Raw genomic sequence first — 14,028 nt, 5'->3', positions numbered from 1 at the left:
GGCCGGCCGGCGCGGCCGGCGCCGAGGTCTGCGTGAGGTGAATGGGCCGGCGGTACGCCGGGTTCTGTCCGGGGCGCGAAGCCCCGTGACGGCCATCTATCTAGGAGCTGCGTCACCGCAGCCCTCGAGCGGTCTACCCGGATGCTGAGCGAGCAGCGTTAGCACATCCTGTTGACCTTGCTCCGGGCGAGGTTTACCGAGCCGACCGCGTCACCGCGGCCTCTGGTGGTCTCTTACACCACCGTTTCACCCTTACCGCGGGCCGGAGCCCGTGGCGGTCTGTTCTCTGTGGCACTGTCTCGCGGGTTGCCCCGGGTGGGTGTTACCCACCGCCCTGCTCTGTGGAGCCCGGACGTTCCTCGGCATCGTGCCTGAGCACGACGACGCGACCGTCTGCCGGCCCATTCACTCCGTCGAGTCTATTGCAGGATGTCCTTCAGCACGGTCGACCGGATCGTCGACAGGCACGCAGCCCCCAGGATCCCCGCGTTGTTGCGGAGCGTCGCGGGCACGATCTCGGTCTGCAGCTCGAGCTGCGGCAGGAACTCGTCGTAGTGCTTCGAGACGCCGCCGCCGACGATGAAGAGGTCGGGCGAGAGCAGCTTCTCCACCGTGGAGTAGTACTTCTGCAGCCGGGCGGTCCACTTCTTCCAGCTGAGGTCCTCGCGCTCCTTGGCCGAGTAGGCGGCCTTCGTCTCGTAGTCCACGCCCTCGATCTCGAGGTGTCCGAGCTCGGCGTTCGGGATGAGCACGCCGTCGTAGATGAGGGCGGTGCCGATGCCGGTGCCGAGCGTCGTCACGATCACGAGCCCACCGCGGCCCTTGGCCGCGCCGTAGCGCACCTCGCCGAAGCCCGCGGCATCCGCGTCGTTCACGAAGGTGATGTCGCGCCCGAGCGTCTTCTCGAAGAGCTTCTCGGCCTCGAAGCCGATCCACTTCTTCGACACGTTGGCGGCCGACATCGTCACGCCGCTCCGCACGACCGCGGGGAAGCACACGCCGACCGACGCCGAGGCGGGGATCTCGCCGAGCGAGTCGACGAGGTCGAGCACGGTCTTCGCGATCGCGTCGGGCTCGCCGCCGTCGGGCGTCGGGAGCTTCTTGCGGTCGGTGAGCAGCTCGCCGGTCGTCACGTCGACGATGGCGCCCTTGATCCCGGTTCCGCCGATGTCGATGCCGACCGCGACGGTGTCGGGCGTGTTGGCCGTCATCGGCGGTCGTCTGCCGCGTCGTCCTCGGCCCACTTCGCACTGTTCGCGCGCAGCTTCTCGAGGGCGTGCTCCGCCTCCTCGTGCGTGCTGAAGGGACCGACGCGATCGACGACGGACGACTGGTAGCCCTTCTCGACCTCTCCGGTCTTCATGTTGTACCAGTACTGGGTCGACGGGTCGTCGCTCATCATTCCTCCGTGGATGGTGGGGTGGGGGGTGCAGGTCGGTCAGTCGTAGCTGTGCTCGGGGCCGGGGTAGCTGCGCTCCGCGACGTCCTCGCGGAAGCGGGTCACCGCATCCGTCAGCACGCCCCGAAGGTCGGCGTACTGCTTGACGAACTTGGGGATGCGACCCGTGGAGAAGCCGGCGAAGTCGGTCCAGACGAGCAGCTGGCCGTCGACGTGGGGGCCTGCCCCGACACCGATGGTCGGGATGCGGAGGGCCTCGGTGACGCGGCCGGCCGCTTCGGCGGGCACCATCTCGAGCACGACGGCGAAGGCGCCCGCCTCCTCCACGGCCAGCGCGTCGGCGAGCAGAGCGGCTTCGCCCTCGCCCCGGCCCTGGATGATGTGGCCGCCGAGGCCGTGCTCGCTCTGCGGGGTGAAGCCGATGTGGGCCATGACCGGGATGCCGGCGTCGACGATCCGGCGGATCTTGTCGGCGCTGCGCACGCCGCCCTCGAGCTTGACGGCGTGGGCGCGGGACTCCTTCATGAAGCGCACGGCCGTGTGCAGGGCCTCCTCGGCGCTGTTCTCGTAGGAGCCGAAGGGCATGTCGGCCACCACGAAGGCGCGCTTCACCGCGCCGGCGACCCCGCGGGCGAGCGGGATCAGCTCGTCGACGGTGACGGGAACGGTGGTGTCGTAGCCGAGCACGTTGTTGCCCGCCGAGTCGCCCACGAGCAGGAAGTCGATCCCGGCCTCGTCGAAGATCTGAGCCGACAGCATGTCGTAGCTGGTGAGGCCCGTGATGCTGATGCCGCCGTCCTTGGCGGTCTGGAAATGACGGGTCCTGACCCGCTTCGCCACGGGTTTCTCGGACGACGACGTCTGCTCAGGCATGTCGACAGTCTAGTTCCGCGGCCGGGGCCGGGTGATGCGTTAGGTTGGGGGCGCGTAACCCGAATGCGTGAATTCCAGACCCCGGGCCGAGAGGAAGACGTGGGCCGTCGATCCATTGCGCAGTTCGTGCTGGGCGCCACCGTAGGAGCCGTCCTGCTCGCCGGGAGCACGGTGCTGCTGCCCGCGCCGGCCGCCCAGGCGGCCACCGTCGCCGAACGGGACTGCGCCGCCGAGCTCCCCTCCACCGCCGTCTGCGGCCTGCTCACCGTGCCCGAGAACCGGGCCGATCCGGCCTCCCGCACGATCGACCTGGAGTACACGGTGTTCCCCGCGTCGTCCGGAACCCCGACGGCCGCCCCCCTCGTCACCATGCCCGGAGGACCGGGCCGCACCGGCACCGCCGTGGCCGAGGCCCTCGCGGCCGACGAGCGCATCGGCGCCGGGCGGGACATCGTGTCGCTCGCCCAGCGCGGCGGCCTCGAGTCGAGCGATCCCCTGGACTGCCCGGCCGCCTCCGCCGCCTACGTCAACACCTTCACCACCGACGACACGCCCTCGGGGGAGATGACCGAGGTCGTCGCCGCCATGAAGGAGTGCGTGGCGGCCTTCGGCGAGACCGGCCAGATCAACTCCTACGACCGGGTGGCGCACGCGAACGACGTGATCGACCTCCGGCAGGCCCTCGGCTACACGGTCTGGTCGCTCTACGGCGACGCCTGGTCGACGAAGGTCATGCAGCTCGTGGCCGCGCGCGACGCCGCAGCCGTCGACGCCGTGGTGCTCGATGGCTTCAGCCCCCTCGACCGCGACCTCAAGGGCGACGCCTACCTGGCCCTCTCGGACTCGCTGACGAAACTCTCCGAGCGCTCCGACGGCGAGTACCCCGACCTGAACGCCACTCTGACCGAAGCGGCCGCGCTCTTCAGCGACGATCCGGTCGGCGGCCTGATGACCAACCCCTACTCGGGCAAGCAGCGCTACTACTCGCTCACGGGCTCGGACGTCGTGACCCTCGTGCAGCAGGCCCTCTACGACCCCGGAACAGCCGCGGCGGTGCCGGAGCTCCTCGCGCGCCTCGCCGACGGCGAGCGGGATGCGATCAACCCCTTCGTGGCACGCGTGCTGCAGCAGATGGGCGAGACCGACCTGGGGCAGTACTGGATCGAGGCGTGCCGCGACGAGCAGCCCTACTGGTCGGCCGACCCGGTGCTGCCGGCCGAGGAGGGCGTCGAGGGCGCCGAGCCCACCCCCCTGCCGGTGCTCACCTACTTCACGGCCACCGACGAGGTGTGCGGCGCGCTCGGCCTCCCGGCCACCGCCCCCGAGGACAGGGTGACGGGAGCGGCGGGTCAGCCCACGCTCATCTTCGCGAGCGACACCGATCCTCTCATCTCGGTCGGCGCCGCGCAGTCCGGTCTCGCCGCCTTCCCCAACAACCAGGTCGTGACCGTGCAGTCCGGCGGCCGGGCGGGTGCCACGGCCGACGAGTGCGCTCTGGACCAGCTCGCCACCTGGCTCGCAGCGCCCGGTACGCCGGTCGAGACGACCTGCACGACCTCCGCCGAGGCCGTGCAGGTGATCGCAGCCGACGACGTGCATCCGACGTCGCGCTTCGACTCGGTCGTGCGCGCGATCGAGGACCGCAACGCCTTCGAGCTCACCGTTCCGCTCATCTTCGCCGCCCTCTCGGGCCTCTGGCTCCTGGGCTGGCTCATCGCCCTCCTGGTGCAGGGCCTCCGCCGGGAGCCGATGGGCATGCTCATCGCGAGCGGCATCGCGCCGGTCACCGGAGTGGCCTTCCTCGCCGCGGTCTGGATCACGGTCACCTCGGCCCTGGGCGGCCAGCCCGGCCTCGCGCTGCTGGGCGTGCCGCCCGTCACACCGTGGCTCGGCATCCTCCTCGGCGTGGGCTTCTTCGGCCTCATCCCCGTGTGGCGTCTCGGCAGCCGTGCCGCCGCGGCCCTGGCCGCTCTGGCCACCCTGGTCTGGCTCGGCATGATCATCTGGTTCGTCTGGATCGTCGTCCTCCCGAGTTAGCCGGTCGGCGGGTCGTTTTCCCGCCGACGCTCAGCGAAGTCCCGGCGGAGCCACTAGCCTGATAGGGGCATGAACCAGTGCCGGAGAGAGGGTTTGTTCCGCCGATGGATAAGCAAAGGGACTTCGTTCTTCGCACGATCGAAGAGCGAGGCATCAAGTTCGTGCGACTGTGGTTCACAGACGTCGTGGGCACCCTGAAATCCGTCGCCATCGCGCCCGCCGAGGTGGAGGGCGCGTTCGCCGAGGGTCTCGGTTTCGACGGCTCCGCGATCGAGGGTCTCACCCGCTCGTTCGAGGCCGACGTGCTCGCGCATCCGGATCCGACGACCTTCCAGATCCTGCCCTGGCGGGGCGAGATCGACCCCACCGCGCGCATGTTCTGCGACATCACGACGCCGGACGGCCAGCCCGCCGTGGCCGATCCCCGCAACGTGCTGAAGCGCACCCTCGCGAAGGCGGCCGACCGCGGCTTCACCTTCTACACGCACCCCGAGATCGAGTTCTACCTGCTCAAGTCGTCGCAGTACGGCCCGGGCGGCCCCGAGCCCGTCGACTCGGCCGGCTACTTCGACAACGTGCCGGGTGGCACGGCCCACGACTTCCGCCGCCGCTCGGTGCGCATGCTCGAAGACCTGGGGATCTCGGTGGAGTTCAGCCACCACGAGGCCGGCCCCGGCCAGAACGAGATCGACCTGCGCTACGCAGACGCCCTCACGACCGCCGACAACATCATGACCTTCCGCACGGTCATCAAGGAGGTCGCGATCGAGCAGGGCGTGTACGCCACGTTCATGCCGAAGCCGCTCTCCGGGCACCCCGGATCGGGCATGCACACGCACCTCTCGCTCTTCGAGGGCGACGCGAACGCCTTCTACGAGGCCGGTGCCGAGTACCAGCTGTCGAAGATCGGCCGCAACTTCATCGCCGGGCTGCTCAAGCACGCGCCCGAGATCACGGCCGTCACCAACCAGTTCGTGAACTCCTACAAGCGCCTCTGGGGCGGCGACGAGGCTCCCAGCTTCGTCTGCTGGGGCCACAACAACCGCTCCGCCCTCGTGCGCGTGCCGCTCTACAAGCCCAACAAGGGGCAGTCCTCGCGCATCGAGTACCGCGCGATCGACTCGGCCGCCAACCCCTACCTCTCCTACTCCCTGCTGCTCGCAGCCGGGCTCAAGGGCATCGAGGAGGACTACGAGCTGCCGCCCGAGGCGGAGGACAACGTCTGGAGCCTCACGGACTCCGAGCGGAAGGCCCTCGGCTACAACGCGCTTCCGGCGTCGCTCGACCGGGCGATCGGCCTCATGGAGGACTCCGAGCTCGTCGCCGAGACGCTCGGCGAGCAGGTCTTCAACTACGTGTTGCTGAACAAGCGGCAGGAGTGGAAGGCCTACCGCGCGCAGGTCACGCCCTACGAGCTCGAGTCCAACCTGGAGATCCTCTGAGCCTCTGACCGCTCCGATGCCCCGCTCCACCACCACGCTCACCGATCTCGCCCGGGCCGGCTTCGCCGACCTGGGCGGGTCGGGTGAGCAGCTGCGCGCTCTCGCCGAGCGGGTGCACCTGGGGCTCGACGAACTGCTGCCGGCGTTCTCGCGGGCGGCCGATCCGGATCTCGCTCTCGCGAGCATCATCCGGATCGAGCAGCGCTCTCCCGAGGTCGCGGTCGCGACGCTCGCCGATCCGGTGCTCCGCGATCGGGTGATCCGGGTGTTCGGTGCGTCCTCCGGGCTCGCCGACTTCTTCCTGCGGCATCCGCTCGAGCTCACGGCGCTGGCCTCGCCGGTGCTGACGCTTCCGGATGCCGAGTCGGCGAAGGCGTCGCTGCTCGAGTCGGTCGGCGCGGTCGACGGCCTCTCGACCCTCGTGGGGGAGGACGCGTGGATCGCCCTGCGCATCCGCTACCGCGTGCTGCTCGCCCAGGTGACAGCCTTCGACCTCGAGCAGCCGAACCCGGTGGCGGGCCTCCACCTGGTGGCCCGGGCCCTCGCCGACCTCGCCGCAGGCGCCCTCGAGGGCGCTCTCGCCGTGGCGCGCCGACAGCTGGTCACGAAGGGCAACGGCCTCTGGCAGTTCCCGGAGGAGCAGGTGCGCGCTACGAGGCTCGCCATCATCGGCATGGGCAAGGCCGGTGCGGGCGAGCTCAACTACGTGAGCGACGTCGACGTGATCTTCGTGGGCGAGCCCGACGACTCCGGGATCGTGCCTTCCAGCACGGCGATCGAGATCGCCACCCGGCTCGCGATGGTCACCATGCGAGGGATCGGCGAGGCGGGCATCGAGCCGGGCCTCTGGGAGGTCGACCCGAACCTCCGGCCCGAGGGCAAGGCCGGTGCGCTCGTGCGATCGCTCGAGTCGCACGCCGCCTACTACGACCGGTGGGCGAAGAACTGGGAGTTCCAGGCGCTGCTGAAGGCGCGTCCGCTCGCCGGCGACCTCGCGCTCGGCGACGAGTACACCCGCATCGTGGCCCCCCAGGTGTGGTCGAGCGCCTCGCGGGAGAACTTCGTGGAGTCGGTGCAGCGCATGCGCGAGCGCGTGACCGAGCACATCAAATCGGCCGACGTGGAGTATCAGCTGAAGCTCGGGCCCGGCGGCCTCCGCGACATCGAGTTCACCGTGCAGCTGCTGCAGCTCGTGCACGGGCAGGGCGACGAGAGCGTGCGTCAGCGCGGCACGCTCGAGGCCCTCGAGGCCCTCGCCGACGCCGGCTACATCGGGCGCGTGGAGTCGGTCGAGTTCGGGCAGGACTACCGCATCCTGCGCCTGCTCGAGCACCGCCTGCAGCTGCGCCAGCTCAGCCGCACCCACCTCATGCCGCGCGAGGAGACCGAGCAGCGCGTGCTCGCCAGGGGCAGCGGCCTCGCCGCCAGCGCGAGCGAGCTCATCACGCGCTGGGACGCCATCAAGGTGCGCGTGCGCACGCTGCACGAGCGGCTCTTCTACCGCCCGCTGCTCGCCGCCGTCGCGGCGCTCTCGCCCGACGAGCTGGCCCTCTCGAGCGCTCAGGCCGAGGCCAGGCTCGCGGCGATCGGCTTCACGAACCCCTCGGGCGCGCTCGGGCACATCGCGGCGATGACCTCGGGCGTCTCCCGGCGCGCGTCGATCCAGCGCACGCTGCTGCCCGTCATGCTGCAGTGGTTCGCGAACGGCGCCGACCCCGACTACGGGCTGCTGGCCTTCCGCCGCCTCTCCGACACCCTCGGCGAGACCTACTGGTACCTCCGCATGCTGCGCGACTCCTCCGGTGCGGCGGCGCGGCTCACGCAGGTGCTCTCGGGCTCGCGCTTCGTGGGGGAGCTGCTCGAGCGCATCCCCGAGGCGGCCGCGTGGCTCGAGAACGACGACGAGCTGCGTCCTCGCTCCCGAGCCCTGCTCGAGGAGGAGACCCGCGCCATCGTGGCGCGGCACGACACTCCGGATGCCGCGGCGCAGGCCCTCCGCACCGTGCGGCGTCGCGAGGTGCTCCGGCTCGCGATCTCGTCCATCCTCGGCCTCTGCACGGTGGAGGAGCTCGGCACGGGCCTCACCGACGTCACGACCTCGCACCTCCGTGGCACGCTCGCGAGCATCCGGCAGTGGGCGGCGCCCTCCTCGGGAGACGGCATCGAGTTCGCGATCATCGGCATGGGCCGCTACGGCGGCGGGGAGCTCGGCTTCGGGAGCGACGCCGACGTGCTCTACGTCTACCGTGCCGTGCGGGTCGACCCCCAGACCGCGCAGTCCGTGGCCCAGTTCATCGTGAACGAGCTCAAGCGCCTCACCGAGGACCACCGGCTGCCGCTCGACCTCGACATCGATCTGCGGCCCGAGGGCAAGAACGGCCCGTCGGTGCGCTCGCTCGACTCCTACGCGAGCTACTACGCACGCTGGTCGCTCACCTGGGAGGCGCAGGCCCTGCTCCGGGCGAACGGGGTCGCGGGCGACCAGGCGCTGATCGAGGACTTCCACGCCCTCGCCGACACCGTGCGCTACCCGGCCTCGATCTCAGAGACCGAGGTGCGCGAGGTCAAGCGCATCAAGGCGCGGGTGGAGAAGGAGCGGCTGCCGCAGGGCGCCGACCCGGCCCGGCACCTCAAGCTCGGCCGCGGCTCGCTCAGCGACGTCGAGTGGCTCGTGCAGCTGCTGCAGCTGCAGCACGCCGCCGCGCAGCCCGCCATCCGCACCACCTCGACGCTCGAGGCCCTCGCCGCCGAGCACACGGGCGGGCTCATCGGCCACGACGACGCGCGCAAGCTCGAGCAGGCCTGGCTGTTCGCCTCGCGGGCGCGCTCGGCCATGACGCTCTGGACCAACAAGACCTCCGACGTGCTGCCGACCGACCGCCGCCAGCTCGAGGGGGTGGCGCGCCTGCTGGAGTACCCGCCGGGCTCCGCCTCCCGCCTCGAGGACGACTATCTCGGCGTCACCCGGCGCTCACGAGCGGTCTTCGAGCGCCTCTTCTACGGACAGTAGGGACTAACCCGCCACCGCTGCCGCCATCGTGCCGAACAGCCTCCGGTGGTAGATCAGCGGATCGGCCGGACCCTCGGAGACCCGGCTCTCGGAGATCAGCCCGAAGGCCACCAGGTGGGTGGAGCGCTCCACGAGCTGGTCGAGGGTGCAGTCGAAGGCCGCGAGGGCGTCGTCGAGCAGCGGGCTGCCGTTGACGCCGTCTGTCCAGCTGCCGGCCTCGAACTTGCGCGATCCGGTGAGCTCGCGATCCATTCCGGCGAAGACCTCGGCCACCCGCACCTGCTCGTGCGAGAGGATGTTGACCCCGAACGATCCGGAGCGGTCGAGCACGGCGCCGAGCCAGGTGGAGCGGTTGATGCTGGCGAGCAGCGACGGCGGTTCGGCGGTGAGGCTGCACACCGCCGTCGCGGTGATGCCCACCGGGCTGCCGTCGGCATCCCGCGCGGTCAGCACCGTGACGTGGCCGGCGAGGGCCTGCATGCCGCGCTTGAAGGCCTCGACGTCGATCCCGCCCTCGGCGGGGCTCATGCTCCCACCCCGGCCCGCTCGGCCACCTCGCGCACGTAGGTCGCCGAGCCCTCGGGGTCGAGGAACCAGGTGCCGTAGTCGCGCGGGTCGTCGAACCCGTTCGCGAAGCGATGCGCGATCTCCGGGAACTGGCCTGCGGCGCCCAGCACCTCGAGCACGAACGGGGGCGGCGGGGCGAGCAGCGCGTTCGTCCAGCGCGTGACGTGCTGGGCGTTGTCCCAGTAGCGGTCGAAGGCGCCCTGCTTGAAGGCGTCGTCGAAGGATCCCTCGGCGGCGGCCTCCTCGCGGATGCTCGAGAGGTAGCTCTCGGCGCACTTGCTGGCGTTGTTCGAGCCCTGGCCGGTGATGGGGTCGTTCAGCACCACGACATCGGCGAGACCGAGCACGGTGGCGCCGCTCGGCAGCGTCGCGATCGGCTTCCGCACCGTGGGCGGGAAGCGGCCGGCGAGCACCCCGTTGTCGTCGGTGAGGGTCACGTCGCGGGCGCGCTCGGCCTCCCACGGCACGAAGGTCTCGAGCACGTGCAGCGACGTGGCGAGATGCTCCTCGGGGGTCATGCCGGGCTTCCAGAGGTCCATCGGCCCGCCGGGCACGGCCTCGAACACCATGATCTCGCACGGCCCCGTGGTGGTGAGGGCCGGGAAGACGAAGTACTCGCCGACACCGGGGATGAGGTTGAACGCCACCGCGGAGTGCTCGGCCCTCGGGGCGAGCCCGTTGACGTAGGTGAGGGCGAGCGCGCGCTGCGGAGCGTCGTAGGGCGACTTCTCGGCGTCGCGCTCGAACAGGCGGGCGATCTCGCCCTTGCCGGCGGCCACGAGCACGAGGTCGCTCGTGGCGGCGTAGCGCTCGAGGTCGTCGACACCGGCGTCGCCGATCACGAACTCGCCGCCCCGGGCGATGAACTCGTCGATCCAGCGCGGCATCTTCACCCGCTGGTCGACCGAGCGGGCGACGGCGTCGAGGCGACCGGCCCAGTCGAGGGCCTTGGTGCCGTCGCCGGCCGGGTGGGGCACGGCGAAGGCGATGCCCTCGACGGGCGGGGTGATCTCGTCCCAGAAGTTCAGGCCGAGCTCGCGCTCGTACGACTGGGCGGTGTCGAACATGCACTGGCTCGACGTGACCTTGCCCTCGGCGATCTCGACGGGGGTGCGGTTGGAGACGATGGTGACGGCGTGGCCGTCTCCGAGCAGGGCGATGCCGAGCTGGAGGCCGGCCTGACCGGCTCCGACGATGGTGAAGGTCTTCGTGCTCATGGAGTGCCTTTCGTGTGCGACTGGAAGGGGAGTTGCGGGGGCGGCTCGCCTAGGTGGCGAGCCGGGGGATGGCGGGAACCGACTGCTCGGGCCCCATGGCGGAGTAGCCTCCGTCGACGGCCCAGTCGGCTCCCGTGACGAAGCCGGCCTTGGTCGAGGCCAGGAAGGCCACGACGGCCGCCACCTCCTCGGGGTCGCCGACGCGGCGGAGCAGATGGAAGTCGGCGGCCACGGCATCCGTCTTGGCCCGGTCGCCGCCCGAGAGCCGATCCATCACGGCCGACCAGGTCCAGCCGGGTGAGACGCTGTTGACGCGGATGCCGTCGGGCGCGTAGTCCATCGCCATCGAGCGGGTGAGCTGCACGACGGCGGCCTTGCTCACCGGGTAGAGCCAGCGGCCGGTCTGGGCGACCTTCGACGAGATGCTGCCGAAGTTCACGATGCTGCCGCGGGAGGCGGCCAGGTGCGGGCGGGCGATGCCGCCCAGCACGGCCGCACTCGCGACGTTGACGTTGAGAGTGTCGAGCCAGGTGGCGCGATCGCTCGCGGCCCCCTCGTCGCCGTAGCTGCAGGCGAGGTTGACCACGGTGTCGAGCGAGCCCGTGGCCGCGAGGGAGTCGGCCACGAGGGCTTCGAGCTGCGCGTCGTCGCGGATGTCGGTGGCGACGAACCGGGTGCGCGGGTGCGCCGCCGCCACGGCCTCGCCGCCCTCCCGATCGATGTCGGCGGCCACGACGTGCGCCCCGGCCGACGCGAACTCGGCCACGACCGCCGCTCCGATGATGGTGGCGGCGCCGGTGACGATGACGGTCTTGCCTTCGAACACTGCTGGTCCTCTCGACGACGGGGCCGCGGGATGCGCGGTGGACCCATGGTCGTCAGAAAGGCGGGCGGTGACTATCCGGTGCGTGCTCTCGCTATCCGGATTGCGATTAACGCTTGGTGACGGATGCCCGGGGTCAGCGGGCGAGCGTCTGCGAGGGGGACTCCTGGAACGTCTCCCGGTACTGCACCGAGAAGCGGCCGAGGTGGAAGAAGCCCCACTTCGTGGCGATCTCGGAGACCGTGCTGTGCGTGGCATCCGCCTCGAGCAGCTCGGCCCGTGCACGCTCGAGCCGGGTGCGGCGGAGGAGCTCCATGGGGCTCGCTCCGCGTTCGCGCTGGAACGACTCCTGCAGCTGGCGCACGGTGGTGCCGGAGGCGGAGGCGAGCTCGGCCACCCGCCAGGCGCGCTCGGGCTCGGCCTCGATGAGGGCGGTGGCGCGGCGCACGGCACGACTCGGCCCGCCGGGCCGCCAGGAGGCGGTGCGCTCCTCCACGAGTGCGCTGTTGGGCTGCGCCGCGAGCAGCCCGCCGATCAGCAGGTGCTCGAAGTGGGCGTGCGCGAGCGGCGAGGTGAGCACGGTGTCGCCGGCCTCGATCTCGTCGCGCATGAGGTGCACGATCCGCAGCCAGCTGCGCACCGCCGGGATGTCGAGGTCGACCGCGGGGGAGAAGACGACCGGGCGCTGCTCGTCGCCGGCGCCCGCCATCCGCTCGACCGCATGCCGGTCGAGGTAGACGATGAGCTGCTCGCAGCCGTCGGACCACAGCATGTCGACGGCCTCGCTGGGGGAGACGAGCGAGGCTCGGCGGCGATCCGACATGACCGTCTGGTCGCCGACCTTCACCGCGGCGCGGCCGGCGAGCGGGATCTGCACGAGGTAGAAGTCGTCGAGACGACCGGGCGAGATGCGCACCTCGTCGCCGTAGCGGAGGTAGTTCAGCCCCACCTCGCCGACACGGGCACCGTTCAGCACCGTGTCGAGGCGGCCGCGCGGGTCGGTCATGGTGAGCCGGTGATCGCAGAAGACGCGCGCAACCTCGTCCCGGGCCTCGGCGAGATCCGGGGTCTGGAAGACGTTGTGGTGCTTCAGCGGTGGGTTCATCTCTCACGCCATGTGTACACGAAGAAGGCCGCACCCTCCAAGGAGAATGCGGCCTTCGACATGATCAGCGGATCAGACGCCGTAGTAGAGCTCGAACTCGAACGGGTGCGGGCGCTGGGCGATGGGCTTGATCTCGTTCTCGCGCTTGTACGAGATCCAGGTCTCGATCAGGTCGGGAGTGAAGACGTTGCCCTTGGTGAGGAACTCGTGGTCGGCCTCGAGAGCGTCGAGGGCGGCATCGAGCGACGCGGGGACCTGGGGGATGTTCTTGGCCTCCTCGGGGGGAAGCTCGTACAGGTCCTTGTCGACGGGCTCGTGCGGCTCGATGCGGTTCTGGATGCCGTCCAGGCCCGCCATCAGCTGCGCGGCGAACGCGAGGTACGGGTTTCCCGAGGCGTCGGGCGCGCGGAACTCGATGCGCTTGGCCTTGGGGTTCGTGCCCGTGATCGGGATGCGGATCGACGCCGAGCGGTTGCCGGCCGAGTAGACCAGGTTCACGGGGGCCTCGAAGCCGGGAACGAGGCGGTGGTAGGAGTTCACCGTCGGGTTCGTGAAGGCGAGCACGGCGGGGGCGTGCTTGAGCAGGCCTCCGATGTACCAGCGAGCCAGGTCGCTGAGTCCGCCGTAGCCGGCCTCGTCGTAGAACAGCGGGGTGCCGTCGTTCCAGAGCGACTGGTGGGTGTGCATGCCCGATCCGTTGTCGCCGAAGAGCGGCTTCGGCATGAACGTGGCGGTCTTGCCCCACAGGTTCGCCGTGTTCTTGACGATGTACTTGAACTTCAGGATGTCGTCGGCCGCGTGCACCATGGTGTCGAAGCGGTAGTTGATCTCACCCTGGCCGGCGGTGCCGACCTCGTGGTGGGCGCGCTCGAGGATGAGTCCGGCGTCGATGAGCTTCAGCGAGATGTCGTCGCGGAGGTCGGCGTGCTGGTCGACGGGGGAGACGGGGAAGTAGCCGCCCTTGTAGGGGGTCTTGTTGCCGAGGTTTCCGCCCTCTTCCACGCGGCCCGTGTTCCAGGCGGCCTCGTCGGAGTCGACCGAGTAGAAGCTCGAGTTCTGCTTCACCTCGTAGCGCACGTCGTCGAAGATGTAGAACTCGGCCTCGGGAGCGAAGAACGCGGTGTCGGCGATGCCGGTCGATGCCAGGTACTTCTCGGCCTTCTTGGCGACCTGACGCGGGTCGCGGCTGTAGATCTCACCGTTCCGGGGGTTGTAGATGTCGAAGACGAGGATGAGGGTGCGCTCGGCCCGGAAGGGGTCGACGTAAGCCGTGGAGACATCAGGGATGAGCTGCATGTCCGACTCGTGGATCGACGCGAAGCCGCGGATCGACGAGCCATCGAAGAGCTGGCCGACGGCGAAGAACTCCTCATCGACGGTGGAGGCGGGAATGTTGAAGTGCTGCTGCACACCGGGGAGGTCGGTGAAGCGGATATCAAGGAACTTGACGTCGGTGTCCTTGATGAACTTGAGCACCTCGGAAGAATCACTGAACATGTGAGAGATCTCCAAATGGCTTGGAACAGGAAAAAACTACAAAGATGTAGCCACAGGT

11 protein-coding genes and 1 other RNA gene are annotated in these 14,028 nt (G+C 70.0%); 3 read left to right on the top strand and 9 right to left on the bottom strand.

The genetic code is table 11. The features are described 5' to 3' along the window. Nucleotides 1-37: 37 nt before the first annotated feature. From rnpB to panB, 4 genes are all read right to left on the bottom strand, one after another. Nucleotides 38-405, bottom strand: an RNA gene (rnpB, locus tag Q0D57_RS01270) — RNase P RNA component class A. 14 nt (nucleotides 406-419) lie between these two features. Next, nucleotides 420-1,211, bottom strand: a complete 792-nt coding sequence (gene ppgK / locus Q0D57_RS01265) for a polyphosphate--glucose phosphotransferase (protein WP_291036903.1) — start codon at nucleotides 1,209-1,211, stop codon at nucleotides 420-422. After that, complete coding sequence (locus tag Q0D57_RS01260; protein ID WP_259526838.1) at nucleotides 1,208-1,399, bottom strand: SPOR domain-containing protein; 192 nt, start codon at nucleotides 1,397-1,399, stop codon at nucleotides 1,208-1,210. Before Q0D57_RS01260 ends, ppgK begins: the two co-directional genes overlap by 4 nt. Nucleotides 1,400-1,438: 39 nt before the next feature. Beyond that, complete coding sequence (panB, locus tag Q0D57_RS01255; RefSeq protein WP_291036900.1) at nucleotides 1,439-2,272, bottom strand: 3-methyl-2-oxobutanoate hydroxymethyltransferase; 834 nt, start codon at nucleotides 2,270-2,272, stop codon at nucleotides 1,439-1,441. A gap of 99 nt (nucleotides 2,273-2,371) precedes the next feature. On the opposite strand from panB, the gene Q0D57_RS01250 reads away from it, so the two are divergent. The 3 genes from Q0D57_RS01250 to Q0D57_RS01240 all read left to right on the top strand — a co-directional run bounded on the left by Q0D57_RS01250 (nucleotide 2,372) and on the right by Q0D57_RS01240 (nucleotide 8,761). Next, nucleotides 2,372-4,309 carry an alpha/beta hydrolase gene (locus tag Q0D57_RS01250; protein ID WP_291036898.1) on the top strand — a complete coding sequence of 646 codons (1,938 nt, stop codon included), beginning with the start codon at nucleotides 2,372-2,374 and terminating at the stop codon, nucleotides 4,307-4,309. A 104-nt stretch (nucleotides 4,310-4,413) separates the two neighbouring features. Next, nucleotides 4,414-5,751, top strand: a complete 1,338-nt coding sequence (locus Q0D57_RS01245) for a glutamine synthetase family protein (RefSeq protein ID WP_259526804.1) — start codon at nucleotides 4,414-4,416, stop codon at nucleotides 5,749-5,751. A 16-nt stretch (nucleotides 5,752-5,767) separates the two neighbouring features. Beyond that, nucleotides 5,768-8,761 carry a bifunctional [glutamine synthetase] adenylyltransferase/[glutamine synthetase]-adenylyl-L-tyrosine phosphorylase gene (locus Q0D57_RS01240; RefSeq protein ID WP_291036896.1) on the top strand — a complete coding sequence of 998 codons (2,994 nt, stop codon included), beginning with the start codon at nucleotides 5,768-5,770 and terminating at the stop codon, nucleotides 8,759-8,761. Nucleotides 8,762-8,764: 3 nt separating this feature from the next. On the opposite strand, the gene Q0D57_RS01235 is transcribed toward Q0D57_RS01240, so the two are convergent. The 5 genes from Q0D57_RS01235 to glnA form a co-directional block, all read right to left on the bottom strand. Beyond that, on the bottom strand, nucleotides 8,765-9,289 hold the full coding sequence (locus Q0D57_RS01235) for a flavin reductase family protein (protein WP_291036894.1): 525 nt from the start codon (nucleotides 9,287-9,289) through the stop codon (nucleotides 8,765-8,767). Next, nucleotides 9,286-10,545 (bottom strand): styrene monooxygenase/indole monooxygenase family protein, encoded by a 1,260-nt coding sequence (locus tag Q0D57_RS01230; RefSeq protein WP_291036892.1) that lies wholly within the window; start codon nucleotides 10,543-10,545, stop codon nucleotides 9,286-9,288. The genes Q0D57_RS01235 and Q0D57_RS01230 overlap by 4 nt, the downstream gene beginning before the upstream one ends. 49 nt (nucleotides 10,546-10,594) lie before the next feature. Next, nucleotides 10,595-11,371 carry an SDR family oxidoreductase gene (locus Q0D57_RS01225; protein ID WP_291036890.1) on the bottom strand — a complete coding sequence of 259 codons (777 nt, stop codon included), beginning with the start codon at nucleotides 11,369-11,371 and terminating at the stop codon, nucleotides 10,595-10,597. A 133-nt stretch (nucleotides 11,372-11,504) separates the two neighbouring features. Next, nucleotides 11,505-12,473 carry an AraC family transcriptional regulator gene (locus Q0D57_RS01220; protein WP_291036888.1) on the bottom strand — a complete coding sequence of 323 codons (969 nt, stop codon included), beginning with the start codon at nucleotides 12,471-12,473 and terminating at the stop codon, nucleotides 11,505-11,507. Between the two features lie 72 nt (nucleotides 12,474-12,545). After that, complete coding sequence (gene glnA, locus Q0D57_RS01215; RefSeq protein ID WP_291036886.1) at nucleotides 12,546-13,970, bottom strand: type I glutamate--ammonia ligase; 1,425 nt, start codon at nucleotides 13,968-13,970, stop codon at nucleotides 12,546-12,548. Nucleotides 13,971-14,028: the final 58 nt, after the last annotated feature.

This window comes from Herbiconiux sp. (assembly GCF_023264895.1).
Lineage (GTDB): Bacteria > Actinomycetota > Actinomycetes > Actinomycetales > Microbacteriaceae > Herbiconiux.
The sequence above is the reverse complement of the archived record's forward strand: the minus strand, read 5'-3'. Positions and strand labels throughout refer to the sequence as shown.